The 25,265-nt window shown below is 32.9% G+C and carries 21 protein-coding genes and 1 pseudogene; 13 read left to right on the top strand and 9 right to left on the bottom strand.

All coding sequences use genetic code 11. The features are described 5' to 3' along the window. The 4 genes from IWX83_RS12330 to IWX83_RS12315 all read left to right on the top strand — a co-directional run. Positions 1-2,865 (top strand): gliding motility-associated C-terminal domain-containing protein (locus tag IWX83_RS12330; RefSeq protein ID WP_196830003.1); only part of this gene is annotated, 2,865 nt, incomplete at its 5' end. A 159-nt stretch (positions 2,866-3,024) separates the two neighbouring features. Continuing rightward, on the top strand, positions 3,025-3,933 hold the full coding sequence (locus IWX83_RS12325; RefSeq protein WP_196830001.1) for a type IX secretion system membrane protein PorP/SprF: 909 nt from the start codon (positions 3,025-3,027) through the stop codon (positions 3,931-3,933). A gap of 12 nt (positions 3,934-3,945) precedes the next feature. Next, positions 3,946-4,341 carry a hypothetical protein gene (locus IWX83_RS12320; protein ID WP_073352972.1) on the top strand — a complete coding sequence of 132 codons (396 nt, stop codon included), beginning with the start codon at positions 3,946-3,948 and terminating at the stop codon, positions 4,339-4,341. A gap of 42 nt (positions 4,342-4,383) precedes the next feature. Further along, positions 4,384-6,324 (top strand): OmpA family protein, encoded by a 1,941-nt coding sequence (locus tag IWX83_RS12315; RefSeq protein ID WP_196829999.1) that lies wholly within the window; start codon positions 4,384-4,386, stop codon positions 6,322-6,324. A gap of 472 nt (positions 6,325-6,796) precedes the next feature. Here IWX83_RS12315 and IWX83_RS12310 read toward each other — a convergent pair whose 3' ends face one another. The 7 genes from IWX83_RS12310 to pyrR all read right to left on the bottom strand — a co-directional run bounded on the left by IWX83_RS12310 (position 6,797) and on the right by pyrR (position 11,328). Beyond that, a complete protein-coding gene (locus tag IWX83_RS12310; RefSeq protein WP_073352970.1) occupies positions 6,797-7,300 on the bottom strand; it encodes a CAP domain-containing protein in 504 nt (167 codons plus the stop codon). Positions 7,301-7,464: 164 nt separating this feature from the next. Further along, positions 7,465-8,109 (bottom strand): pyridoxamine 5'-phosphate oxidase, encoded by a 645-nt coding sequence (gene pdxH / locus IWX83_RS12305; RefSeq protein WP_073352969.1) that lies wholly within the window; start codon positions 8,107-8,109, stop codon positions 7,465-7,467. Between the two features lie 96 nt (positions 8,110-8,205). Then, positions 8,206-9,111 carry a ribonuclease Z gene (locus IWX83_RS12300; protein ID WP_073352968.1) on the bottom strand — a complete coding sequence of 302 codons (906 nt, stop codon included), beginning with the start codon at positions 9,109-9,111 and terminating at the stop codon, positions 8,206-8,208. A 73-nt stretch (positions 9,112-9,184) separates the two neighbouring features. Continuing rightward, positions 9,185-9,397: a hypothetical protein gene (locus IWX83_RS12295; protein WP_196829998.1), complete on the bottom strand. Its 213-nt coding sequence runs from the start codon at positions 9,395-9,397 to the stop codon at positions 9,185-9,187. Positions 9,398-9,407: 10 nt separating this feature from the next. Then, complete coding sequence (locus tag IWX83_RS12290; protein WP_066076426.1) at positions 9,408-9,740, bottom strand: ribonuclease Z; 333 nt, start codon at positions 9,738-9,740, stop codon at positions 9,408-9,410. Positions 9,741-9,814: 74 nt separating this feature from the next. Beyond that, positions 9,815-10,741: an aspartate carbamoyltransferase catalytic subunit gene (locus tag IWX83_RS12285; protein WP_196829996.1), complete on the bottom strand. Its 927-nt coding sequence runs from the start codon at positions 10,739-10,741 to the stop codon at positions 9,815-9,817. A gap of 47 nt (positions 10,742-10,788) precedes the next feature. Further along, positions 10,789-11,328: a bifunctional pyr operon transcriptional regulator/uracil phosphoribosyltransferase PyrR gene (pyrR, locus tag IWX83_RS12280; RefSeq protein WP_066076432.1), complete on the bottom strand. Its 540-nt coding sequence runs from the start codon at positions 11,326-11,328 to the stop codon at positions 10,789-10,791. 531 nt (positions 11,329-11,859) lie between these two features. Here pyrR and IWX83_RS12275 point away from each other — a divergent pair. After that, positions 11,860-12,033, top strand: a complete 174-nt coding sequence (locus IWX83_RS12275; protein ID WP_196829994.1) for a hypothetical protein — start codon at positions 11,860-11,862, stop codon at positions 12,031-12,033. Positions 12,034-12,120: 87 nt separating this feature from the next. Here the strand turns inward: IWX83_RS12275 and IWX83_RS12270 are convergent, their stop codons facing one another. Then, a complete protein-coding gene (locus tag IWX83_RS12270) occupies positions 12,121-14,628 on the bottom strand; it encodes a M14 family metallopeptidase (RefSeq protein ID WP_196829992.1) in 2,508 nt (835 codons plus the stop codon). A gap of 238 nt (positions 14,629-14,866) precedes the next feature. Here IWX83_RS12270 and IWX83_RS12265 point away from each other — a divergent pair, with 238 nt between their 5' ends. The 6 genes from IWX83_RS12265 to IWX83_RS12240 all read left to right on the top strand — a co-directional run bounded on the left by IWX83_RS12265 (position 14,867) and on the right by IWX83_RS12240 (position 20,565). Beyond that, positions 14,867-16,294: an L-serine ammonia-lyase gene (locus IWX83_RS12265; RefSeq protein ID WP_073352965.1), complete on the top strand. Its 1,428-nt coding sequence runs from the start codon at positions 14,867-14,869 to the stop codon at positions 16,292-16,294. Between the two features lie 424 nt (positions 16,295-16,718). Beyond that, positions 16,719-17,171 carry a Gmad2 immunoglobulin-like domain-containing protein gene (locus tag IWX83_RS12260; protein ID WP_196829990.1) on the top strand — a complete coding sequence of 151 codons (453 nt, stop codon included), beginning with the start codon at positions 16,719-16,721 and terminating at the stop codon, positions 17,169-17,171. A gap of 860 nt (positions 17,172-18,031) precedes the next feature. Next, a complete protein-coding gene (locus IWX83_RS12255; protein WP_231379982.1) occupies positions 18,032-19,204 on the top strand; it encodes a cation:proton antiporter in 1,173 nt (390 codons plus the stop codon). A 125-nt stretch (positions 19,205-19,329) separates the two neighbouring features. Beyond that, positions 19,330-19,740 (top strand): hypothetical protein, encoded by a 411-nt coding sequence (locus IWX83_RS12250; RefSeq protein ID WP_073352962.1) that lies wholly within the window; start codon positions 19,330-19,332, stop codon positions 19,738-19,740. Between the two features lie 334 nt (positions 19,741-20,074). Continuing rightward, positions 20,075-20,245 carry a hypothetical protein gene (locus IWX83_RS12245; protein WP_175547740.1) on the top strand — a complete coding sequence of 57 codons (171 nt, stop codon included), beginning with the start codon at positions 20,075-20,077 and terminating at the stop codon, positions 20,243-20,245. 167 nt (positions 20,246-20,412) lie between these two features. After that, complete coding sequence (locus IWX83_RS12240; protein WP_196829988.1) at positions 20,413-20,565, top strand: hypothetical protein; 153 nt, start codon at positions 20,413-20,415, stop codon at positions 20,563-20,565. Between the two features lie 428 nt (positions 20,566-20,993). On the opposite strand, the gene IWX83_RS12235 is transcribed toward IWX83_RS12240, so the two are convergent. Beyond that, positions 20,994-23,426, bottom strand: coding sequence for a glycosyltransferase (locus IWX83_RS12235; protein ID WP_196829986.1), 2,433 nt, complete (start codon positions 23,424-23,426; stop codon positions 20,994-20,996). Between the two features lie 550 nt (positions 23,427-23,976). On the opposite strand from IWX83_RS12235, the gene panB reads away from it, so the two are divergent. After that, positions 23,977-24,795 carry a 3-methyl-2-oxobutanoate hydroxymethyltransferase gene (gene panB / locus IWX83_RS12230; RefSeq protein WP_073352961.1) on the top strand — a complete coding sequence of 273 codons (819 nt, stop codon included), beginning with the start codon at positions 23,977-23,979 and terminating at the stop codon, positions 24,793-24,795. A 123-nt stretch (positions 24,796-24,918) separates the two neighbouring features. Further along, positions 24,919-25,232 (top strand): annotated as a pseudogene (locus IWX83_RS12225) (four helix bundle protein). Positions 25,233-25,265 lie beyond the last annotated feature (33 nt).

Raw genomic sequence — 25,265 nt, 5'->3', positions numbered from 1 at the left:
ATACTAAATCCAACCAATTGCGATACTGCAACGGTTACTGTTACTGTTTCTGCTCCTGCTATTGTCGCTAATGATGATGCTGGAACTACTATAAACGGTACCAACGGTGGAACGGCTTTCACTAATGTTTTGGTTAACGATACTTTAAACGGAGTGCCTGTTTTAGCTTCACAAGTGGTCTTGACTACATTTTCATCTTCAAATACTGGTGTTACACTTTCTGGTACTGATGTAGTAGTTGCTCCGGGTACGCCTGCTGGTTCTTATACTTTGGTTTACCAAATCTGTGAAATACTAAATCCAACCAATTGCGATACTGCAACGGTTACTGTTACTGTTTCGGCTCCTGCTATTGTCGCTAATGATGATGCTGGAACTACTATAAACGGTGCCAACGGTGGAACGGCTTTCACTAATGTTTTGGTTAACGATACTTTAAATGGAGTGCCTGTTTTACCTTCACAAGTCAATACGACTTTTGTTTCATCTTCAAATACTGGTGTTACACTTTCTGGTACTGATGTAGTAGTAGCTCCAGGTACGCCTGCTGGTTCTTATACTTTGGTTTACCAAATCTGTGAAATCCTAAATCCAACCAATTGCGATACTGCAACGGTTACTGTTACTGTTTCGGCTCCTGCTATTGTTGCTAATGATGATGCTGGAACAACTGTAAATGGTGCCAACGGTGGAACAGCTTTCACTAATGTTTTGGTTAACGATACTTTAAATGGAGTGCCTGTTTTAGCTTCACAAGTCAATACGACTTTTGTTTCATCTTCAAATACTGGTGTTACACTTTCTGGTACTGATGTAGTTGTAGCTCCAGGTACGCCTGCTGGTTCTTATACTTTGGTTTACCAAATCTGTGAAATCCTAAATCCAACCAATTGTGATACTGCAACGGTTACTGTTACTGTTTCTGCTCCTGCTATTGTCGCTAATGATGATGCTGGAACAACTGTAAACGGTGCCAACGGTGGAACGGCTTTCACTAATGTTTTGGTTAACGATACTTTAAATGGAGTGCCTGTTTTGGCTTCACAAGTCAATACGACTTTTGTTTCATCTTCAAATACTGGTGTTACACTTTCTGGTACTGATGTAGTAGTAGCTCCAGGTACGCCTGCTGGTTCTTATACTTTGGTTTACCAAATCTGTGAAATCCTAAATCCAACCAATTGCGATACTGCAACGGTTACTGTTACTGTTTCGGCTCCTGCTATTGTCGCTAATGATGATGCTGGAACAACTGTAAATGGTGCCAACGGTGGAACAGCTTTCACTAATGTTTTGGTTAACGATACTTTAAATGGAGTGCCTGTTTTAGCTTCACAAGTTTCTACGACTTATGTTTCATCTTCAAATACTGGTGTTACACTTTCTGGTACTGATGTAGTTGTAGCTCCAGGTACGCCTGCGGGTTCTTATACTTTGGTTTACCAAATCTGTGAAATACTAAATCCAACAAATTGCGATACTGCAACGGTTACTGTTACTGTTTCTGCTCCTGCTATTGTCGCTAATGATGATATTTTTTCAATCGAAAATTGTACATCGTCTGGATTGATAGGAAATATATTGGTAAACGATTCACTTAATGGATCCTCAGTACTAGCTTCTGCCGTTAATATCTCTTTGGTTTCTGGACAAAATTCAAATATTCAAGTAGATATCATTGGAAACATTACTACATTAAATGGAGCGATTCCTGGAACTTATGTTTTAACTTATAAAATATGTGGGAAGTTAAATCCAGAAAACTGTGATACTGCAACAATAACAATAACAATTAAAGATAGTACTGCACCGGTAATAGCTCAATTACCAATACCTTCAAGTATAAGTTGTAGCACTACTCCAAATTTCACTCAAGCAACAGCAACTGACACTTGTAGTACTGTGAAATTAACATTTGTTGACGTGACGATTCAAGGTAGTTGTATTGGATCTTACACTATAACTAGAACTTGGACAGCTACAGATTTGGCAGGAAATATGAGCACTGCTTCTCAAATCATCAGTGTCCAAGATAACGTTGGTCCTACGACAACAACTACATTTGAAGCAAACATAAATGTAACATGTGATGCTATTCCTTTAAAACCAGAGCTAGTTTTTGTCGACAATTGTTCAACAGTTTCTCCAGCAGTATTTACAGAAACAATCACTAATAGTTCCCTAACCTCGTATACAATTACTAGAGAGTGGTCTGTTTCTGATTCTTGTGGTAACGTTTCTAAATTTATACAAACGGTAAATGTATCAATAGCAAATAGCGGTTTAGCAATTGCAAGCTCTGCTTGTAGTGGTGACTCGTCTACAATTAACATCTTTAACTTATTATCAGAAGGAACGCCAACGAATGGAACCTGGATAGATGTTGATAATACCGGTGCATTACAAGGAAACATCTTATCTCCTTTTGGATTAAGTTTAGGTAACAAGGTCTTCGAATATAGAATTAATAATGAAACCTGTCCAAGAAGCCTACTTTTGACAATAAATATAAATGATGATTGTATTGTTTTAGGTTGTGGTGACATAAAAGTTCATAATGCATTCTCTCCTAATGGAGATGGCATAAACGAAGTTTTTGTTATCGATAATATTGATGATGTGACTTGCTACCCTGAAAATACAGTTGAAATATATAACCGCTGGGGTGTATTAGTTTTTGAAACTAAAAACTATAATAATCAGACTAACAATTTTGAAGGTATTTCACGTGGAAGAACTACTGTTAATCAATCTTCTGGTTTGCCAACTGGAACCTATTTTTACATATTGAATTACAGTACTATTGATGGAAATGGTAAAGTAGAAATCAAAAAATTAGACGGGTATTTATATCTTAGCAAATAATATTTAATTACTTTTAAATCCTGAGGATCTTAAATTGTCCTCAGGATTCAAAAAAATGAACCAGCCCTATTCTTTAATATAAATAGCATTGAACTTACTCAAAATAGATCTCTTTTGTCTAATAAAAGAAAAAGTTCAATCAAAATAAAAAAATCTACTATGAGAACAAAAATATTATTAATCTTTTTGATGTTTACAGCTTTTGTGGGTTTTGCACAACAAGATGCTCAATATACACAATACATGTATAACACCATCAATATCAATCCAGCCTACGCTGGTTCTAGAGGTGCAATGAGTATTTTTGCGATGCATCGAACGCAGTGGGTAGGATTAGACGGTGCTCCAGTAACAAATGTAGCTTCGATTAATACCCCCTTAAACAATAATAATCTAGGACTAGGAATTTCATTTATTAATGATAGGATTGGGCCTACTAATGAAAATACTATTTCTGCTGATTTTTCGTATACCATTCCAATGTCGGAAACCTTAAAACTTTCTTTTGGTATAAAAGCTACAGCTAATTTATTCAATTTAGACATCTCAAAATTGGATCCATCTCAACCGGATCCATCAATACAAAATATAGATAATGAATTTTCTCCTAATATCGGTGCTGGTTTATACTTGCATTCTGATAAAGGTTACGTGGGTATTTCTATTCCAAATTTTATTGAATCAGATCGTTACGATGATAATGAAGTTGCGATATTTAAAGAAAAAATTAATTACTACTTAATCGGTGGTTACGTTTTAGATCTTAACAGTACCGTAAAATTTAAACCAGCTGTACTAACTAAGATGGTTATTGGTGCACCCTTGCAAGTTGATGTATCTGGTAACTTCATGTTTAGTGAAAAATTCGTAGTTGGAGTTGCCTATAGATGGAGTGCTGCTTTAAGTGCCATGGTAGGTTTCCAAGTATCTGATGGAATGTATATCGGTTATGGTTATGATCGTGAAACAACTAGATTGAACAACTATAATTCTGGTTCACATGAAATATTTTTGCGATATGAAATATTTAAAAATAATGGTAAAATTATAACTCCTCGATTCTTCTAGAAAGTGAATAGCATGAAAAAAAACACATTCTTTTGCATCATACTAATTAGTCTAGTTTATTTTAAAGGAAATGCTCAAGATTCCAAATTATTTATAACTGAAAAAACAAGTGACAAATATGTCTACGTAGATGTAATCAAAACCTATGAAAGGATTGCTGAAAAAGGATATAAGTCAGCTGATCTATTTAAAAAAATTGGAGATTCTTATTACTTAAATGCAGACTTTGGTAACGCTGCTAAATGGTATTGTGAATTATTTGCCATGGGTATTAATTTAGAACCTGAATATTATCACCAATATTCTAAATCTTTAGCATTTATTGGTCAAAATGATATTGCACATGAAATATTGGAAAAATTAAAACAAAAATCAAGGCTATTACACGAGAAAAAAAATCGGAAATAACGACAAAATCATAACGCCAAAATTCTTTTAAAAACAATTATTATGAAAAATAATATACTCCTCTATATAACCTTATTAACCGCTTTTTCATTTAGTGCACACTGCCAGCAAGGAAAGGTTGCAGCTGCTGATAAAAAGTACGACAACTATGCTTATATAGATGCCATAAAAACTTATGAAAAAGTTGCTCAAAAAGGATACAAATCGGCAGACATGTTTAAAAAATTAGGCAACTCCTACTATTTTAATGCAGAATTGGAACAAGCTGCAAAATGGTATGGCGAATTATTTGCCATGAATACTTCAGACTTAGAACCAGAATATTATTTTCGTTATGCGCAGTCTTTGAGATCAATTGGCCAAAATGAAAAAGCAAATGAACTTTTAGAGTTGTTCAACAAAAAAGCCGGAAACGACAGCCGAGGAAAACTTTTTTTGGAAAACGAAAATTATCTAGATGCCATTAAAGCTAATTCCGGAAGATATACTATTGAAGATGCTGGAATAAACTCTATCTACTCTGATTATGGTACTGCATTGTATTCCAATGAAATTGTTTTTGCATCAGCTAGGGATACTGGAAGTCTTGGACAAAGAAAACACAAATGGACTAATCAATATTTTACAAATTTATATGCCTCTACTTTAGGAGAAAATATGACTCCCTCTGATCCTCATAAATTTGATTCCAATATCAACTCTAAATTCCACGAATCTACTCCTACTTTTACAAATGATGGGAAAACAATGTACTTCACCAGAAATAATTTTATAAATGGAAAGAAAGGAAAAGATACTAATCAAATTACTTTAATAAAAATATACAAAGCTACTTTAGAAAATGATAAATGGACTGAAATAACGGAGCTTCCATTTAACAGTGATAATTATAGTACAGCGCACCCAACATTAAGTCCAGACGGTAGGATGCTCTATTTTGCTTCTGATATGCCTGGAACCTTGGGTCTATCTGATTTATTTAAAGTTCAAATAAATAATGATGGAAGTTATGGAATACCCGAAAACTTAGGCAAAACTATTAATACCGAAGGAAGAGAAACTTTTCCGTTTGTAAATGATGAAAACGAAATCTATTTTGCATCAGATGGACATCCCGGCTTAGGAGGTTTAGATGTTTTTGTTTCTACAATTAATCCAAACGGTTCTTTTAGCAAAGTACAGAATGTAGGCTCTGATATTAATTCTCCCAAAGACGATTTTGCTTATTTAATAGATACAAAATCTAGAAGAGGCTTTTTTACTTCAAACCGGGATGGTGGTATGGGATATGATGACATTTATAAATTTTTAGAACTAAAAAAAATTACATGTAAACAATTATTATACGGCGAAATTACCAACATCGATACTGCAGAGTTGCTTCCTAACACTAAAATAACGTTGCTTGACAATCAATTTAATAGCATCAGCACCACCGTTTCAGATGATAAAGGTGCTTATTCATTTGCTGTTGAATGCGGTAAAAAATATTACGTAAGAGCTCAAAAACCAGAATATACCGTAAAAGAAGTATCGATAACGATTGCAGACGAAAATGGAAAAACATATCTACCAATCGCGCTAGAGAATGCTGTTTGTAAAGTTACTATTGGTGATGATCTTGGTAAATGTTTTAACATAAAAATGATTTATTTTGATTTAGACAAATCTAATATTCGAAAAGAAGCCGCTTTAGATTTGGAAAAAATACTAGATGTTCTAAACCAAAATCCAACGATGACATTGGATATTCGCTCTCATACTGACAGCCGCGCCTCGTTTAAATACAATGAAGCTTTATCAGATAGAAGAGCTAAATCAACTATTAAGTGGTTAGTTAAAAATGGAGTAAATGAGAATAGATTGAGTGGCAAAGGATATGGTGAGACTCAATTAGTAAATAAATGTACCGATGGAGTATCATGTACAGAAGAAGAACATCAGCTAAACAGAAGAAGTGAATTTATTATCACTGCCCTGTAAAATAAATCCCTAAGTAAATGCAATAGGCTGTCCCATAAAGACAGTCTATTTTTATTTCAATTATTTTCCTCATCTATTTTCTCCGCGTAATAAAAATAACTCCTAGGGATATAAATGATATAATTTATGGAATCAAAAGATATTACATTTGAGCATATCATTTGTCAATTATCTCCTTTGTAGACTAGTAAATAGCTATGTCTAAAATTTTAGTAGTATAAAAATTTTGTAAATGATAAATCAAGCCGAGATAAGTAGGAATATAAAAACTACGAATAATTACAAAAAAAATATAAAGAATAAGATACCTTACATTCCTAAATGAAAAATAATTATAATTTAAAACACATCTAAAGAAAAATCATTAACAGTTAATATCTTAAATTAACACTGATTTTTTCTAAACTGTTTTTAAAATATAAATGGCTGTCTTTTGGGGGGAAGACCGCCACTTAAATATAAAAAACTCAACTTAAATTTTTGCAAAGATATTTGTATAATACTTTCTACCATTTACTGGATTTTCTTTTATTGCAATTCCAAAATGGGTAAAGTTACCTTCTATATTTTCTTTATGACCAGGACTTGCTAACCACGCATTCAAAACTGCCTGTGGTGTATTAAAGTTATAAGCTATATTTTCACTTACAGATTTGGCTCCTAAAATCTTCATAATGTTTTCAGAACGCGCAGCAAAATCATTATGATTAACTACATTGTTTGCGATCATGTAATTATCATGCTCTTCAGATTTATAAGACATGTGATTGATTTTCTCCAAGCGATTCAAACCTTTACTAACTCTGTGGGCATTTATTAAATCCATAGTCTCTAACTCAATGGAATTGTATGAGTATGCAACTACTTTTTGAACGGTTGCGTCAGCGGTTTCAATTTCAGAACTGTCTGAGGAACAGGAATTCATAGTGCATATCACAGCAGCGAGCAATAATGCACGAAGTAATTTTATTTTCATAACTTTGGTAGGTTAGGTTTAAAGTAGATTGTGGGGCAAACAACTTTAATATATAATACTATGTTTTTTATTTCTTACTCAAACATACATCTTTTACCGTTTAAATACCTAAAAAAATCGATGAACTACATCATAAAAATAATTAAATATATATAATTCTTACATTAAGGAGAAAGACGGTCTATTTTCCAAGAATAATCTTGTTGGCTAGAATACCGAATTCTATCATGTAATCTATTAGGTCTTCCTTGCCAAAATTCTACCTCTAAAGGAGTTACAAGAAATCCGCCCCAATGCTTTGGTCTTGGAATAACCATACTCTCAAAATCTTTTTCTAATTGTTTCAAGTTTTGTTCTAAATAGTCTCTGGAAGGAACCACTTCACTTTGATTGGACACAATTGCTCCTAATTTACTCCCCTCAGGTCGCGATTCAAAATAAAGATCTGATATGTCTTCTGCAGTTCGTTTAGCGATCCCTTTAATGATTACTTGACGTTCTAGGGTATGCCAAAAAAAAGAGAGGCATACGTTTGGATTTTCTGTAATAGCCTTCCCCTTTTCTGAATTGTAATTGGTATAAAAAACAAAACCCTCTTCATTAAACTTTTTTAACAAAACAACTCTAGACTTTGGAAATCCATCTAAGCCAATTGTCGCTACGGTCATTGCATTTACTTCACTATCACCTCCAAAGTCCTCTACTTCGTGAAACCATCTGTTAAACAAATTGATTGGATCTTCGGGGATAGAAGCTTCTAATAGCTCGCTCTTATCGTACGATTTTCTGTAATTACTTAAGTCGTTCATATATTTTTAATTTAAAAATGTTCATTTCTAGACTGATTTGCGTAGTGTCATTCAAAATTCCCTAAACCAATTTTCTCGTGCCGTTCAATTATTTATTTAAAACTCAAAGCTTTTCCCATCATCGGCTAAAAGCACCTCTGAAAAAACGGTTTCGGCTTCGTCTTTAAACAATTCAATTTTTTCATAACGTGTTGAATAGTGGCCCAAGATCAATTGTCCTACATTAGCCTTCAGAGCAATGGTTGCTGCCTCTTTAGCGGTACAATGTAATGTCTTTTTAGCCAGATTTTCCTCAGACTGCAGGAAGGTAGATTCATGGTACAATACAGTACTCTTGGCTATAATAGGAATAATAGCTTCATGGTAAACGGTATCAGAACAAAAAGCATAACTCTTAGTTGGAATAGGATCAAAAGTCAATTTGTCATTTTCAATAACTCTCCCATCTTCTAGTGTGATATCTTTACCATTTTTGATTTTTTGATAATAGCAACTATTAATTTCATAATTCTGGACTGCATCTAAATTCAGTTTTCTCTCCCCTATTTTTTCTTGGAACAAAAAACCATTTGTGTACACTCGATGTTTTAATGGGATGGTTTGCACCCTAACCTTCTCATCCTCATAAACAATCTCGCTTTCCAGCGATTCCAGTTCATGAAAAAACAAACCATAATTTGTCCAAGAATTAGACAATCGCAATTGCAATTTAATAATTTCTTTAATTCCTTTTGGTCCATAAATATGCAAATCGGTAGTTCTGTTCAACAAAGTAAATGTGGATACTAAACCGACTAATCCAAAAAAATGATCCCCATGCAAATGAGAAATGAAGATATGATTAATCTTCGAAAACCTGATTTTATTCTTGCGCAATTGCACTTGCGTTCCTTCTCCGCAATCGATTAAAAAAAGTCTGTTTTTTATTTCTAAAATCTGGGAGGTGGGATTGGTAAAAGTTCGTGGTGTAGCTGCATAGCAACCAAGTATTGTTAGTTTCAATTTTTTAATTTCATGTTAGAAGTTACGATAGAATTAAAAATGGAACATTCATAATTCGCTATGTAAAAATTAATTACAAAATAATATCCTTTTTTTCCTTGTTATATTTTTTAATTTGTAGCCCTTGAGAAATTGCTAATAATAAGTTTGCACCTACTCCCCATTTGCTGTATGAATCGTCAGTAGTAAAAACTTTATAGAGATTGAGACCCATTAAAATTATAAAACATGCGAATAGAATAATGCTTAAAAGATGTGCGTCTTTTTTGTTTTTGTAAAAATCCATAAGATATTTGTTAAAACCCTAAATCTCTTTCAATCTCTTCCATTTCTATAATATCGTGCGCCTCTAATAAGGAAGGCACCACGGTTAGTTTAGCAGGCACGGCATTATAATCAAAATCAGAAGTAATTATGACAAAAGATTTTTTTGCTTTTTTATGTTGTTTCGATAAAGGCATAAATTGCTTAATATCATTGGTAGATAAATCTTTATGTAACAAAAGATCAATCATTATGTTGTGTTTTTCGAATGTTTTATACTGGTGCGTAACCTTCATAAGAAAAGACATAAAATCCCCTTGTGTATCTCTAATCGTTACGGTATGTCCTTTTTGATCTACTTTCATTTTTACTATATTTATGAAACTACCCAGCGGTATTTTCGATTACAAGTAGCTAATTTACAAAGTTTCACCTAAAACTACTGAATTTTTGATGCCAAAAGATAAATTACAGCCATTCTAATTGCAACGCCATTTTCTACTTGGTTTAAAATCACTGATTGGCTTGAATCAGCGACTTCGCTAGTAATCTCCACACCACGATTGATCGGTCCTGGATGCATGATGACAATTTCTTTATCTAAAGAATCTAAAAGTGTTTTATCCACTCCATATTGTTGTGCATATTCTCTTGTTGAGGGAAAAAAATTCACGTCCATCCGCTCATTTTGTACACGCAACATGTTTGCCACATCGCACCATTCAAGTGCTTTTCTAAGATTTGGTTCTACCGTAACTCCAAGCGATTCAATATGTCTGGGAATTAGCGTTTTAGGCCCACAAACTTTCACCTCGGCCCCTTGCATTTGCAAAGCATATATATTAGACAGTGCTACTCTAGAATGTAAAACATCCCCTACAATAACCACTTTTTTCCCAGCGACCTCTCCTAGTTTTTCTCTAATCGAATAACTGTCTAATAAAGCTTGCGTAGGATGTTCATGCGCACCGTCTCCAGCATTAACGATGCTTGCTTTTACATTTTTGGATAAAAAATAAGCAGCTCCCGGATTTGCATGTCGCATTACCACCATATCAACTTTCATCGAAAGTATATTATTCACCGTATCAATTAGTGTTTCTCCTTTTTTGACAGAGGATTGTGCAGCTGAAAAACTAATAACATCAGCTGATAAACGCTTTTGAGCAAGTTCAAAAGAAAGTTTTGTCCTCGTACTATTTTCGAAAAAAATATTGGCAATGGTAATATCTCTTAAAGAAGGTACTTTTTTTATGGGGCGATTGATGACTTCTTTAAACTGATCGGCTGTTTCAAAAATTAGGTCAATATCATTTTTATTGATGTATTTAATGCCTAACAAATGATTTACGCTTAATTCTTTCATTGCTGTTTACGATTATTAGTTTTTAATAGTTAGCGTTTAAAAACGATCTAACTTGTAATTAGATAGACACCATCTTCCCCTTCATTTTCTTTCCAGCTCACTTTGACTTTTTCGTTATTGATTGCATCAACCTGTCTTCCTCTATAATCTGGCTGAATAGGCAAATTGCGACTGAAACGTCTGTCGATTAATACCAATAGTTCAATTTCTGAAGGCCTACCAAAAGATTGAATAGCGGTCAAAGCAGATCTGATACTTCGTCCAGTGAACAAAACATCGTCTATAAAAATGACTTTTTTATTTTCAACAATAAAATTAATTTTAGTTTTATTGGCCTCCAATGGTTTGTCGGTTCTTCGGAAATCATCTCTAAAAAAGGTAATATCCAAATAACCTAATTGAATTTCAGGAGTTTGGTATTCATTTTCCAAAATTTCTTTCAAGCGTTCCGCTAAAAAAACACCTCGTGGTTGAATTCCAACTAAAATTGTATCCGAAAAATCTAAGTGTTTTTCAATTAATTGACAGGCCAAACGATGTAATATGATAGTAACTTCTTTTGCAGTAAGTAATACTTTTTGACTCATAGTAGATTATATTGTTTGGTTTGACAAATATACGAATTCCGATTTAGGATTTTATAATTAAAAAGAGAGAAAATAAACATCATTACTCGTTTATCTGCTAAAAACCAAATTGCTTTTTTACAAAACTATTCTAAAGCATTTTGGAAATGGATTTTAGAACACTGTGTAAAGTTAAATTGGACAAACTTCCCTGATAATCAATAGACGTATTAAAAAATACTGTTGCAACATCAAAAAATCCTATGACCTAATTTGATACTTGACCGTCTCAACAGGAATTGAAATAGTTTATCTAGGTAGACTTCATTTTACTAAATAATACCGTTTTTTATTCCACTATGTTTTGTCAAAATATAAAACACTACTGTTCAACTGTACATATTTTTGTTTTACCTTTATACTTAAATGGGCAATTTAGATACCATTTTAAGCTATTTTTTGTTTGAATTATATAAATACCCCTCTAAATTATATAACAAACTGCTTAGTTGAAAGCAATAATTTTACATTTTTAACCTAAACTAATTAATCATGCAAAAAAAATTAACTCGTTTATTGATGCTTTTTATAGTATTACTATCATTCTCAAGCTGTTCAATAATAGAAGGAATATTCAAAGCTGGAGTAGGCGTTGGAATATTTATAGTTGTTGCAGTACTGGCCGTACTAATTTTTATAATCAGCAAAATTTTCGGAAGAAAATAAGTAACGGTACTTTCGAATGGTAATTTGATCCCAATAAAAAAGAGCCCATTGCTGGGCTCTTTTTTATGGTTTCAATATTGTGGCTTTTTAATTTACTAAAAACAAAGCATTACTGAATAATAAATTTCCATTTTCCCAGAAACCTCTAAATAAAGGGTTGTCGACCATATAGATTACAGATCCGTCACCTTTACTTTCTACTGCAAAACTTACCGTATTATTCAATTTCTTTTTTATTTCATTTCCAACAAAACCATAACTCTTATAATCTTTGGGCACATAAACGACATTGGTTGCTTTTTTCAGTAGCGAATAATGTCTATCTTCCGTTTTTAGACTGAAATATTTATCCCCTAAACCAAAAGACATTGGATGTGTTTTATTCAGCATGTTCTCGATAATAGCGCCAGGAATTGATTTAGAAATATACCTACGCTCCGAATCTTGAAAATCTAAAAAACGTTCTTTTAACGCTTCCTCTTCAGCCTCTTTCTCAGAACTCAATTTATCTTCCTCGGATGCAAATGGACTTAATGCATAGCCTTCTTTTCCCTCAAAAAGTGTTAATGCACTATTCATTGCTATCACTTTTCCTCCGTTTTTAATCCATTCTCCAATTTTCTTTTGTTGGTCTTCGGAAAATTCATAATATCCATCTGCTAAGATTAACGTGTTATAATTGAACAAGTTTAATCTGTTGAAATTGTCTACTTCAATCACACTTACTGGATAACCAATTGTTTCTTCCATATAATACCAAGCGGCACCAAACTCAGTGGAACCAACCCCTTTTCCAGATAATAAAACCACTTTTGGCGCTTTCAATAAATTAAAATTTTCTCCTCCTACATCTTTCGAATTCGAGGAAAAACCCGTAGCAATATAATTGTAATCCGTTTTCATTTTCACTAGTCCTGCAATTGTTTTTTCAAAATCAACTATTTTAGGATTATCTGCTTTGGTGACTAACAAACCACCCGGCTCCACAATTACTTCTCCAAAAACAGCTTTCTTCATTGCTGATCGCACTTTAATATTGTTTTGATGCAACAGCGACAAAACCTGAGCTGAAATTCTATTATTCCAAGGAATATGAAACGCATACACGTTTTGCGGAATGACTTTTTCCTGCATTTCAATTGCCATTTTTGTTTTAACAGCTACACTATTTTTCAGTGCATACCCTTCTACTCCATAAGCCAGAGGCAACGCCCATGAAGTAATATCATACGATAAACTGTCATTTAATTTTTGGTTTGGTTCAAAAAGCACTTGCGCAAAAACGGCTTTCGGCTGATCTACTTTCACAATTAAATCATTTGGTTCAATTGTAAAACCTTTCTCTGTTTTTGTAGTATAATTAAATCCGGATGCTTTTTGAGTAGCATCAGCATAACTGAATTCTACATTGTTTTTTTTCAACAAATCCGCCATTTGAACCAACTTCGGATTGTTTTTCATCACATACATTTTATAATTTCCCTTGACCGTTTTTCGAGAATTATTCATAAAACCTCTAAAACCTTTCAGCAAAACATCCGCTTGTGCTGCCGCTGATTCTACAACCGTAAGAACTGCCGTTGCATGATGGGTTAAGCGATCTTTTATAGTCAATGTGATTCCGTTACTCATTGTAACTGCTCTCCCAGCTCCTATTCCGCCTTGTTCCATAGTCATGCCTACTGCTCCATTGTAAGTAGGATAAGTATCTCCATAACTTGGATAAAACAAATCAAAACGCTCCCCTGTATTGTACATCCAGTTTTGAGCATCAAATTTTTTAGATATATTTTTACCTAACGTGTAATGAAAATCTTTTTGATACTTTTCAATATATTCGTGCAAAGGTTCCGCTGACGGTGGAAAAAAATAGGGAGAATCATATCCCATTTCATGTACATCCGTGTGTACTTGAGGCATCCACTGGTTGTACAATGCGATACGCTGTTGGGTTTCCGGCTGGGTTTGCCACGCCCAATCCCTGTTCAAATCAAAGATATAATGGTTGTACCTTCCCCCTGGCCAAACTTCCATGTGTTCCCTGTCTGACAAATCGGGATGCGTTTTTTTACTTGAAATTTCTCTTAACCAATTCCCATATCTGGAATATCCATCAGGATTGATGCATGGATCCAAGATTACAATAGTGTTTTCTAACCACTTTTTAGTTTCGGCGTTTGAGGGATTTACCAGCTCATAGGCTACAGTCATAGCACTTTCAGTTCCAGCAAATTCATTTCCATGAACATTAAAACTCAACCATACAATTAATTTATCACCAATCATTTGGCTTTTGTTAGTGGACAAACCAATAGCGGCTAAATTATTATTTCGAATTTGTTCCAAGTTAGCCAAATTCTCAGGACTAGAAATAAAATATACATTTAAATCCCTTTGTTCAGGAGTTACTCCATATTTTTGATGTTTTATTAAAGGAGATTTTTCCGTAAGATGCCTAAAATAATTTTCGGCTTGATGGTAATACGTTATTTGCTTTCCGTAATTCGGTAAAAATTCTGAAGGACTTTGCACCTGTGATTGAACACTGAGTACCAGAGTTAGCATTAGATAAAAAGAAAAAATAGTCTTTTTCATATTATTTTGGGTTAGTTATGCCTCAAAAATAGCAATTTACGAAGTCTTTCACAAGCTAAATTTTCTATTAATTAAATACGGATTATACCAAAGCTATTCTCTATCATTAATTCATTTTTCATTAAGAAATACTAAGATTACAGTACTATTCTTTATTAAATAATTAATAAAATTTTGCATATAATTCGGATACTAATAACAATCTATTATATTTGTCGATCACAAAATGAAACAATAGATGGAAGAATGTATCTCAGTTTTTGACATGCTAAAAATTGGTGTAGGCCCCTCGAGTTCACACACACTTGGCCCATGGAGAGCTGCCGAACGCTTTTTAGGTGAATTGAGAAACGAGTTGTTACTTCATGCTGTAACCCGAGTAAAAATAGACCTATACGGTTCTCTTTCCTTGACTGGAAAAGGGCACGCAACGGATTTAGCCGTAATGCTAGGATTGAGCGGACAAGATCCAGAATACATTCCTATAGAAAATATTGCTGCCATTATAAAATCCATTGAATCAAAAAACGAGATTAATTTAGCAAACGAAAAACCAATCCCTTTCTATTTTCTTCAGGATATCATTTTCAATAAAAACTTCCTTCCTTTTCATGCCAATGGAATGACGTTCACGGCTTTTATGAACGATGATAGCGAATATATATCTACTTTTTATTCTATTGGTGGAGGATTTGTAGTCAAAGAGGAACGCATTAACGCTAAAAAGAAAATACAAATAAAATGTGCTTTTCCTTATCCTACTGATAAAGCATCAGAACTATTAGCGTATTGTAAAAACGAAAATAAATCCATTTCGGAAATCGTTTTTGAAAACGAAAAATCAATGCGTACGGAAGCCGTAATTGATCACGAATTGATCCGTATTTGGCACACCATGCTGGAATGCATGTACATAGGCTGTCATTCTGAAGGGATACTTCCTGGAGGATTAAACGTACGCCGAAGAGCATTTGACATGCATCAAAACCTAATTGGTTTAGCCAATTATAATTCTCCACAAAGTTGGCTTGAAGAAATTAGAAAAACAGAAGTCAAATTTCGTCAAATCCTGAAATGGGTTAGCTGTTTTGCACTTGCAGTAAATGAAGTCAATGCAGCATTAGGACGCGTGGTAACTGCTCCAACTAATGGAAGTGCTGGCGTTATTCCAGCTGTTTTAATGTATTACTTAGTGATTGAAAACCACCAAGCTGGTGAAAAACAAATCAAACAATTCCTTATGGTTGCCGGTGAAATAGGCAGTATTTTCAAGAAAGGTTCTACTATATCAGCAGCGATGGGCGGTTGTCAGGCTGAAATTGGAGTGTCCTCCTCGATGGCAGCTGCCGCTTTATGTGAATTAATGGGTGGGACACCAGAGCAGGTATTAATGGCAGCTGAAATTGCCATGGAACATCATCTTGGACTGACTTGTGACCCTATTGGCGGATTAGTCCAAATTCCTTGTATTGAACGCAACACCATGGGTGCCATAAAAGCCATTAATGCCGCCGAATTAGCCTTAGCCACCGATCCCGAAAACGCAAAAGTTCCTTTAGACAAAGTGGTAGAAACCATGTGGCAAACTGCCAAAGATATGAACAACAAATACAAAGAAACTTCCGAAGGTGGTCTGGCAATTGCCGTTAATATGGCAGATTGTTAATTCGCCCATTGCGGTAACATTTTTTATCTTGTTTCAGCGCGGATAGGATCTTTTTACAATGATTAACAAAAAAATAAGACACTATATGTCAATAATTTAATGTGATTAATAGTCTACCAATGGAATCTACCAAAACAATTCCCTCTTTATTTGGCACTCATTTATTTTTTGATTGATGTACTTATAAGAAAAGCAAAAGGGATTATATTTTTAAAAACTTAGTCTTTTCTGCTTTATTTTCACCATTGGATTTGTTAATTGGTTACAAGTAGATCCACAATACAGGTGAGTACGCAACAAGTAGCTATTTTTGGACCATAATTATACCAAACATTTGTAAAAATTATTAGCAAACAATGAGCAGATATAAGAGCAATTTTCGGAGATATATCAAAGTCAAAACGAAATTTCAAAATAGAAAACAATGAATATAAAATCAACTATTTGGTTACTACCCTTGCTATTATTTGCCTGTAACAAAGAGAAAAGCGATGCTTCAAAAAACATTGACACAATAATTTCCACCGATACCGCTCAAGTTGTACAGCATATTGAACCACAAAAAACTATTGTAAAACAGTACGAAAATCAGCGTTTTCGACAGGTAACACTAGAAAAAGTGGCAGATAATAAATTCCGAGTGCAAGGACAAGCACAAGTTTTTGAAGCAACTTTTAACTGGGTGGTTGAGGATGGACACAATGAATTAAAAAAGGGTTACGTAACGACTGATGCGGGAGCACCTGAATGGGGCAAATTTGACTTTACAATTGATGTTGAAAAAAAGGAGGAATATTCAACTCTAAATCTAATTTTGTTTGAGGCGAGTCCACAAGATGGTAGTCGCCAATATGAACTTCCTATACCGCTAAAATAACGTCCTAAAAAGGAAATCGATTGCAGCAACCTAAAAGTAACCTCTGCGTAGAGATGAAGTTCTTTATGCTTACAACTTTTGTAATGCATTGAAAGTAAAATTATTCCCTATCAACTCTTTAAATACTTACAAGCCATTCTTTATTATTTTAGAATAATTTTTAATAAAATAAGTATACTTTTCCCTTTTACTATTTCTTTTTTTATGGTTTTAATTTCAAAAAACTAACCAATAAAATTTAATTAAAAAACAAATCGGAATTTATAAAATGCATAAAAGCACTTTCCAGAAAATAAAATTGTGTCAAACTAAAAAGGGTTCAGGTTCTAGCAGAAAAAAAATTATAAATAAAAATAGCAGCAATAAATAGGCATCAATAGGGCCGAAAAAGTTTCGAAACTGGTCAAGCAGCACGTAGGTCAAAAACATATATTAATAGTAAGATTAGTATTCTCCAATAAAAAAAAAACAAGCTGAATGTCCTTATTTTCTATGTATTCTGCAATTTGAATGTAGAAAGCTAAAATTGAAAAAAGAGGACTATCGCAATTAGTTGCTTATCTCTTTTCAAATAAAATATTCACCCTGTAAGAAAATTGAATCCGTTACTTTTTCTAAATCTCATTGTCGTATTTATAAAACAGTATAAACGTGATTATTGTATTTAAATCCCTTTAGCCCGAAAAAAACTAAAAAAGAAGTGGAAAGCAAGATTTAAGCTACCGCGAAATTTATACTAGTCAAAAGTTTTTTTGGGCAAGAAGTATTATCTTAGCGAAAAGCTATTATTTTCCAATTGTGTAACCGCAAAAAGGCTACAAATAATACGTGAAATTCTTCAAGAACCACAAAGATTTATTATGACAATAACAATTATCATCACAATATGTACGTTACTTTTATTAGCTTATGTTTTTGAGCGAACATCGTCTAAAACAAAAGTGCCTTCGGTAATTTTATTATTGCTTTTAGGATTTGTTGTCCGACAATTGACGAGCTTCTTTGAAATTAGTATACCCAACCTCACGCCTATACTTCCATTTTTCGGTACTGTAGGACTGATATTGATAGTTCTCGAAGGTTCTCTTGAATTGGAATTTAACAAATCCAAAGCTTCTTTAATCAAAAAATCATTTTTAGTTTCTCTTTTTCCAATGCTGGCTTTAGCGTTTCTACTTTCATTTTTATTTCATCATTATGGGCAATTCTCCTTTAAAGACAGTTTAACGAATGCTGTACCACTTTGTATAATAAGCAGTGCTATTGCAATTCCTAGTGTAAAGTCGTTGACCTCTTTCAATAAAGAGTTTATTATCTATGAAAGCAGTTTATCCGATATCATTGGTGTTTTATTTTTTAATTTTATTGCTCTAAATGACACCTTTGGTTTTTCGTCCTTTGGATATTTTGGTTTACAACTTATTGCTATTACTGTTATTTCCTTTGTTGCAACGATTGGACTTGCTTACATGCTCAATAAAATCGACCACCACATAAAATTTGCTCCCATCATTTTACTAGTTATTTTGATATATGCTGTTTCTAAAGTGTATCATCTGCCTGGACTAATTTTCATTTTCCTTTTTGGTTTATTTTTGGGCAATCTTGATGAATTAAAACAATTTAAGTGGATTGAAAAATTAAAACCGGATGAGTTGAATGCAGAGGTTAATAAATTTAAGGAGTTGACAATTGAAGCAGCATTTTTAGTACGATCACTTTTCTTTTTACTTTTTGGCTATCTTATCCAAACTGAAGAAATCTTGAATATGGATACGTTGATATGGGCCATAGGAATTGTAACTGCAATTTTTGTTTTCAGAGCAATCCAATTAAAAATTTCTAAACTGTCATTATCTCCTTTGCTATTTATCGCTCCAAGAGGCCTAATTACTATATTACTTTTCCTCGCAATTGGGCCGGAACAAAACATTTCGTTGGTAAATAAATCACTTATTATTCAAGTGATAATTTTGACAGCATTGATTATGATGCTTGGACTTATGACAAATAGAAAGCAACAACAAGAATAAATTAACTAATTTAGCTACATATTAATGACAATTATACTACTTTATAAGAGCTAAAAGTTGTGAATTAGAAGATTAACTTATAATACTTGTGCTTAAGCAAATCTGCAAATTAAATTAATAGAGATATGATCATTAAAAAGACGACTATTACAAAAGGGTTCATTATTGCTGGATTAATGAACGCCACAGTATTAATTTTTTCGAAATTATTTACAAATTCCACAATTCCTGAATTTGATCCAGAAGTAATGTCCAATTTTGGATTACTTATGATACTCATTTGGGGATTAGCTTACATGTCAGTGGCAAAGGAGTACCATCAAGTCAGATGGCTTGTTGGAATTTTTGTCATTGAAAAATTTATTTATGGTTTTATTTGGACCAATTGGATCATAAATAATAATGTTTACGACGTGTATAAAAAAGATGTATTAGCTGGACTATTTTATTCCATTTACGGGATAAATGATTGGGTGTTTTTTATCTTCTTCTTATCCGTCTTTATTCATCTTTTCAGAACAAAAAATAGTGAATAGAAAAGAGGAATAATAAACCTATTTACTATTTTCGTAGTGTAAATTCTAGATGTATGACATGATTTCAATAGGTCTCAAGCAGATAAGAATTAAAATAAAGAAAACAATCTGTTGATTTTAAAAGGAATGTTCGCCTACTCGCTTTTGTAAAATTGAAAGCTATGATTCGTCCAACACTATTTTATGGTCTGGATATCCTAATTCATCATGAAATACATTACGTTTACTATCTAATTTAGAAGCACGAGTCTCTCACTTTGTTTAAACACTAATTATCTTTGCTGTAAATTTTAACACAATCTTTCAACGTCACTAATTCTTTAAACCTAAAAAAATGGAAATCAACTGGATTATTATTGGTATTGTAATTTTCTTCGCAATTATTTTGATTGTATTCCTTTTTAGAAAAAATCAAAAAGATAAAAAGAAGTACACTTATTTCTTGAATAATGATTACAAAAAATCTGCAGAAGAAGAATCAGATTTGAATGACGACACATATTAATTGTTATCTTTCCCTTTTATGAAAGTTTTCAAGCTTAGTCAATTGACTTTTTAAATCTTCTTTTATTTCACTATTTCTGAAATAAATAATAAATTTTCACTAAAAATTAAAGATTATTTCTAAAAGGTGATAGTATCAATAGTGGTGCAAAAGAACAAAAATCAGTTATGGAAAAGTTCAAAAAATTGATTCAAAAAGCAAATGACTTCAATAAAGCCAATTTATTGTCTCCACAGCTTATAACTGTAGGTGACGAATTTCATGGAATTACTAGAGATCTAGATGCAGAAATAGGAATTTTAATTGCGTTATGTAATTAATTAAGATAAAATATAAATACCTGCAAATCAGAATATTGACTACATAATAGTACGAATTAAAATAACAGAATCGTGATTGAAACCCAATGATTCCAGGAATAAAACCTTTAGATTTATTATAAAAGTAAACAATCTAATACAATGCACTATTTTAAATAATGCGTTCAAAATATTCAAAAATAGAACTGACAAATGGTCACTAGAAAAGTATTATAAAATTGTTTCTCATTCCATACCGTTTGAAGACTACGAATTCGTGTCTCAAAAGAGGAATCAAACCCGTTCCTTATTAAAGAAAAGAGAAAAAAAGCTAAATATGAAATCCTTTAATACGACCAAGAATACTATTAAAATTAGATAAAACGATTTACAAATTATAATGCTGAATTAAAAAACGTTTTCTTTGGATAAGAAACTAAATTTTGAAGCTATTCAGAAATATCTTTTGGAATTTTATTTAATAATTTTGACGCTTTTTCTCTTTTTTTACTCAGTTGCAAGTCTGAATAGCGTTCCGATCCCTCTTTTGGGCTTACCCTTTTTTCAAAAATTAATCTTGCTAATAAATAACTCACTGTTGATTCAGCACCTTGATTTAAATTGAGATGTGTTTCTTCTAATCCGTCATAACATCCTCCTGTACAAGGATTATAAACAATTTGACTTAAATGATTATTGCCTAAAAACCAACTAAAGGCAATTTTCATTTTTTCTAAATAGCCTACTTCTTGAAAGATTTCGTAAAATTGATTCAAAGCCAAAATAGTATAAGCCACATCTATGGGTTGTTCTCCAAATTGATTTGGGCTTTTACCTTTAAGTTTCCAACCTTGATTTGAAATTACTTTAATCTGATTGTTTTTGAATATTATTGATAATAAAAAATCAAATGTTTTTTTGGCTATATCTTTATATAAATAACTACCAGAACTCATGGAAGCATAAAGCATTGCTTCTGGTAAAAGGCTGTTGGCATAAGTTAAATAATCTTCATACCAATCCCATTTTTTTTCTGAAACACCTCTGTATTTTGATACCAAGTTATCCGCAAGCGCAACAATCAAGTTTTCAATCTCTGTGCTTTTCTTCTTTAAATTATAATGGTATAGGCCTTTAATTGCAAAAGAAATTGCTCTTGGTGATTGAAATTTATTTATATAATGGAGCGATTTATCTAAAGCGAGTCTCACTTTTTCTATTCTTCGTTCAGGAAACAAATGTGCATAAGTCATAAATTCACCCAATGCCCAAATTGCTCTACCATTTGAATCTTCAAGATTTTCGTGATGGTTTTTTTCGAAATAATTACACTCAATATCTACATAATTTAGAAAAGATCCATCCGATTCTTGGCAAAATAAAATAAAATTTAAATAGGTATTTATCAGCTCTATATCGTCTAATTCACCAGTAAGGTAGTAATGTTTTGTAACAGCAATTAACGCTCTGGCATTATCATCAAGTGTGTATCCCGTTTCCAAATCAGGAATATCGATTGTAGAAAACTGAATCATCCCATGCTTAGCGGTCAATCGTTTAATGTGCGCCAAAGAAATTTCTGGCATTTTAAACTTCAAAGCATTTTGCTTTCCCTTACTAATTTCCTGCGCTAATTTAACGTGAGAAATGGCTATATTTTGCCAAGCCGTTGGATTAATTCGATGCAAAGCATTGGATCGCATTTGTTTTAATAATTTGGGGTCCAATAATAATTTTATTGCAGCATTCGCAAGTTGCCCTGAGCTTTTAAAATCAAAATTAATTCCCGCACCTTCTAGAAGTTCTTTTGAATGCGGAATTGGAGTAGAAATTATGGGGCAACCGCATGCCATTGCGTACGCTAAGGTGCCACTTACGGCTTGATTTGGATTTTTAGAAGTAAATAAATAGATGGTGGTCTGTTGCAAGTAATCGATTAAATCTTCAAGTGACAAGTAGCTGTTGATAAACTGGACATTGTTTTGAATGTTCAACTCCATTACCTTGGCACTTAAATATTCTCTGTACTTTTCTCCTTCATTTTTCACAACTTCGGGATGTGTTTTCCCGATAATCAGATAAATAACGGAAGGAAATTTCTTTATAATTTGAGGTAAAGCTTCTAAAGCTGTTTCTATACTTTTATCCTCGCTAATTAATCCAAATGTGGAGAGAACTAATTTATTCTCCAAATGAATTTTAGATTTCACACCTTTTTCCTTTGGAGAAATTAAATGGGTACCGTGCGGTATAACTTTTATTTTTTCATCCAAAATACCATAATCATTAATCAAAATTGCCGAGGAATTTTTAGTCATTACAACAATTGAATCGGAAAGTTGGGCAATTTTTTGAACAATTAGTTTTAAATCATGATCTGGTTTTGGCAAAATGGTGTGAAAAGTAGTTGCTACCGGTTTTTTTAAATGAGTTAACAATTCAATTATGTAGCTCCCATTTTTACCACTAAATAAACCAAATTCGTGCTCTAAAAAAACCATAAAGATGCGATCATCATTATTAATTTTTACCGCAAGTTCTTCATAATTGTCTTTTTCCGAAGTGATCAAATGATATTTTACTTCTGTGGGATACGTGGCTGTTGTTTTCTTGTTTTCTAAAGCACAAATTTTAACAGATACAGCACTACCAAATTTTTGAATAATACTATTTTTTAAATCTTGGCTATAGGTTGCTATCCCACATTCTCTAGGAGGATATGACGAAATTATCAATATTTCAGGGGATTCACCCTTTGGGATACTGACTAATTGTGTAATTTCATCCGTTTTATTGTTTTCTGATTCAACTGCAGGATCAATCAAATCTTTGAGTTTAAATAGCTGATTGTTGATTTTGGTATACGTAAGTGCTGTTTTCATTTTAGTAAGGATTTAGCATTAATTCTTCTATAATTTTTTAAACATAGCGGGGTAAAAGGGATAATTTTGGCTTTACTACTTCTTTTGATTACAGTCAAATTTCCCTCGAATTGACCTTATATCAAAGTTGAAAATTTTAACTCTCAAACCAAAAAATGCAAAACAAAACACTCGATTTTCGACCTAAATATTGCCAGGACTGAGAAAACGTACCTTTTAAAAAGCAAAACCAAATTATAAGGAATAATTGCTTTTTTTTTCAGAATCCCAATTTAGTCTTTAAAAGGAATATTTTGATGCAGTAAAGTGCAAAACAAAGTTGCGACTCTTGTCCTCTAATTTGTTACACTATTAAAGTTGAATATTACATAACTTACAGATTTTTGATATTTAACACGTCTGTCATCCAAATAAGGCGCATTCGTATTTCAAAAAATTAACAAGAACCAGAAATCACCATAAAAAGTATCTATTTTTAAAAAAGGCAAATCTATTTACTTGTCACAAAAGAATTAGTTTCACTACTTTTACAATCATAAAAAACATAAAAATGTCTGTCGCTAAAAAAGATTACAAAAGGATTACCACGAAATCACTGATTGAGATGAAGGCTAACGGAGAAAAAATCTCTATGCTAACGGCTTACGATTACACTATGGCAAAAATCGTTGATAGTGCTGGAATCGATGTGATTCTTGTGGGTGATTCCGCTTCAAATGTCATGGCAGGTCATGAAACAACATTGCCTATCACTTTAGATCAGATGATCTACCATGCCTCCTCTGTAGTTAGAGCTATAGAAAGAGCTTTAGTTGTCGTGGATTTACCTTTTGGAAGCTATCAATCAGACCCGAAAGAAGCCTTGCGATCTGCTATTAGAATTATGAAAGAAAGCGGTGGACACGCAGTAAAGTTAGAAGGTGGTAAAGAAATTAAAGAGTCTATCAAGAAAATATTAAACGCAGGAATTCCTGTTATGGGCCATTTGGGATTAACCCCACAATCCATTTATAAATTTGGGACTTATACCGTTCGCGCTAAAGAAGAAGAAGAAGCACATAAGTTGATCGAAGATGCTAAATTACTTGAAAGACTAGGTTGCTTCGCCTTAGTTTTAGAAAAAATACCTGCACATTTAGCCGAGAAAGTAGCTCAGAGCATATCGATTCCTGTTATAGGCATAGGTGCCGGTGGCGGAGTTGACGGTCAGGTTCTAGTAATTCATGACATGTTAGGAATGAATAATGAATTTAGCCCTCGTTTCTTGAGGAGATATATGGATTTGTATGAAGGAATGACAAAAGCCATTGGCCAGTATGTTGCCGATGTAAAATCGAGTGATTTCCCTAATGCAAATGAGCAATATTAAAATAGACTCTTTAGATCGTTAGTTTTTTAAATTGTCAGACTAAAAAAAAGAAGTTCATATATTTAAGGATTTGGAGATTTGGAAAAAAAGTAGCTTTTTTTCTTCTGAAATTATAAAGTCACTTTGTCTTTGCCCAGCGAAAAAAAATTTGGATTAACAAATCAATCAAGCGGGGCTTCTGTTTCTATTCCGTCAAATAGTGCTGAAGGACTGTCAAGACAATCGAATAAGGACTTTGCACAGTTTTAGAAATCGATATTGGTTCCGCTTATGAAGTCGAAACACAAATTCTTACTTCATCAGATTTGGGTTTTATAACTTCACGAGATTTAAATCAGTTCGCAAATAATCGAGAAGAAATTATAAAAACGACTTTAAGATTTAGAGCGACTTTATTAGAGACTTTCTTAAATTTCAAAACTGCAAGAATTGTCTAAGAATCTAAACATATAAGAAGTCTAATACTTTAC

This window comes from Flavobacterium sp. CG_9.1, from assembly GCF_015751645.1.
Taxonomy (GTDB): Bacteria; Bacteroidota; Bacteroidia; order Flavobacteriales; family Flavobacteriaceae; genus Flavobacterium; species Flavobacterium xanthum.
Note: the sequence above shows the minus strand (reverse complement) of the source record. Positions and strands in the feature narration are given on the sequence as shown.

Bases quoted from the DNA above. Each gene is read 5' to 3' on its own strand.
- panB (WP_073352961.1), top strand. From the start codon at position 23,977: ATGTCTGTCGCTAAAAAAGATTACAAAAGGATTACCACGAAATCACTG.
- IWX83_RS12320 (WP_073352972.1), top strand. From the start codon at position 3,946: ATGAAAAAAAACACATTCTTTTGCATCATACTAATTAGTCTAGTTTAT.
- IWX83_RS12255 (WP_231379982.1), top strand. From the start codon at position 18,032: ATGACAATAACAATTATCATCACAATATGTACGTTACTTTTATTAGCT.
- IWX83_RS12235 (WP_196829986.1), bottom strand. From the start codon at position 23,426: ATGAAAACAGCACTTACGTATACCAAAATCAACAATCAGCTATTTAAA.
- IWX83_RS12275 (WP_196829994.1), top strand. From the start codon at position 11,860: ATGCAAAAAAAATTAACTCGTTTATTGATGCTTTTTATAGTATTACTA.
- IWX83_RS12245 (WP_175547740.1), top strand. From the start codon at position 20,075: ATGGAAATCAACTGGATTATTATTGGTATTGTAATTTTCTTCGCAATT.
- IWX83_RS12290 (WP_066076426.1), bottom strand. From the start codon at position 9,740: ATGAAAGTAGATCAAAAAGGACATACCGTAACGATTAGAGATACACAA.
- IWX83_RS12270 (WP_196829992.1), bottom strand. From the start codon at position 14,628: ATGAAAAAGACTATTTTTTCTTTTTATCTAATGCTAACTCTGGTACTC.
- IWX83_RS12285 (WP_196829996.1), bottom strand. From the start codon at position 10,741: ATGAAAGAATTAAGCGTAAATCATTTGTTAGGCATTAAATACATCAAT.
- IWX83_RS12260 (WP_196829990.1), top strand. From the start codon at position 16,719: ATGAATATAAAATCAACTATTTGGTTACTACCCTTGCTATTATTTGCC.
- IWX83_RS12265 (WP_073352965.1), top strand. From the start codon at position 14,867: ATGGAAGAATGTATCTCAGTTTTTGACATGCTAAAAATTGGTGTAGGC.
- IWX83_RS12310 (WP_073352970.1), bottom strand. From the start codon at position 7,300: ATGAAAATAAAATTACTTCGTGCATTATTGCTCGCTGCTGTGATATGC.
- IWX83_RS12315 (WP_196829999.1), top strand. From the start codon at position 4,384: ATGAAAAATAATATACTCCTCTATATAACCTTATTAACCGCTTTTTCA.
- IWX83_RS12250 (WP_073352962.1), top strand. From the start codon at position 19,330: ATGATCATTAAAAAGACGACTATTACAAAAGGGTTCATTATTGCTGGA.
- IWX83_RS12295 (WP_196829998.1), bottom strand. From the start codon at position 9,397: ATGGATTTTTACAAAAACAAAAAAGACGCACATCTTTTAAGCATTATT.
- IWX83_RS12325 (WP_196830001.1), top strand. From the start codon at position 3,025: ATGAGAACAAAAATATTATTAATCTTTTTGATGTTTACAGCTTTTGTG.
- pyrR (WP_066076432.1), bottom strand. From the start codon at position 11,328: ATGAGTCAAAAAGTATTACTTACTGCAAAAGAAGTTACTATCATATTA.
- IWX83_RS12240 (WP_196829988.1), top strand. From the start codon at position 20,413: ATGGAAAAGTTCAAAAAATTGATTCAAAAAGCAAATGACTTCAATAAA.
- pdxH (WP_073352969.1), bottom strand. From the start codon at position 8,109: ATGAACGACTTAAGTAATTACAGAAAATCGTACGATAAGAGCGAGCTA.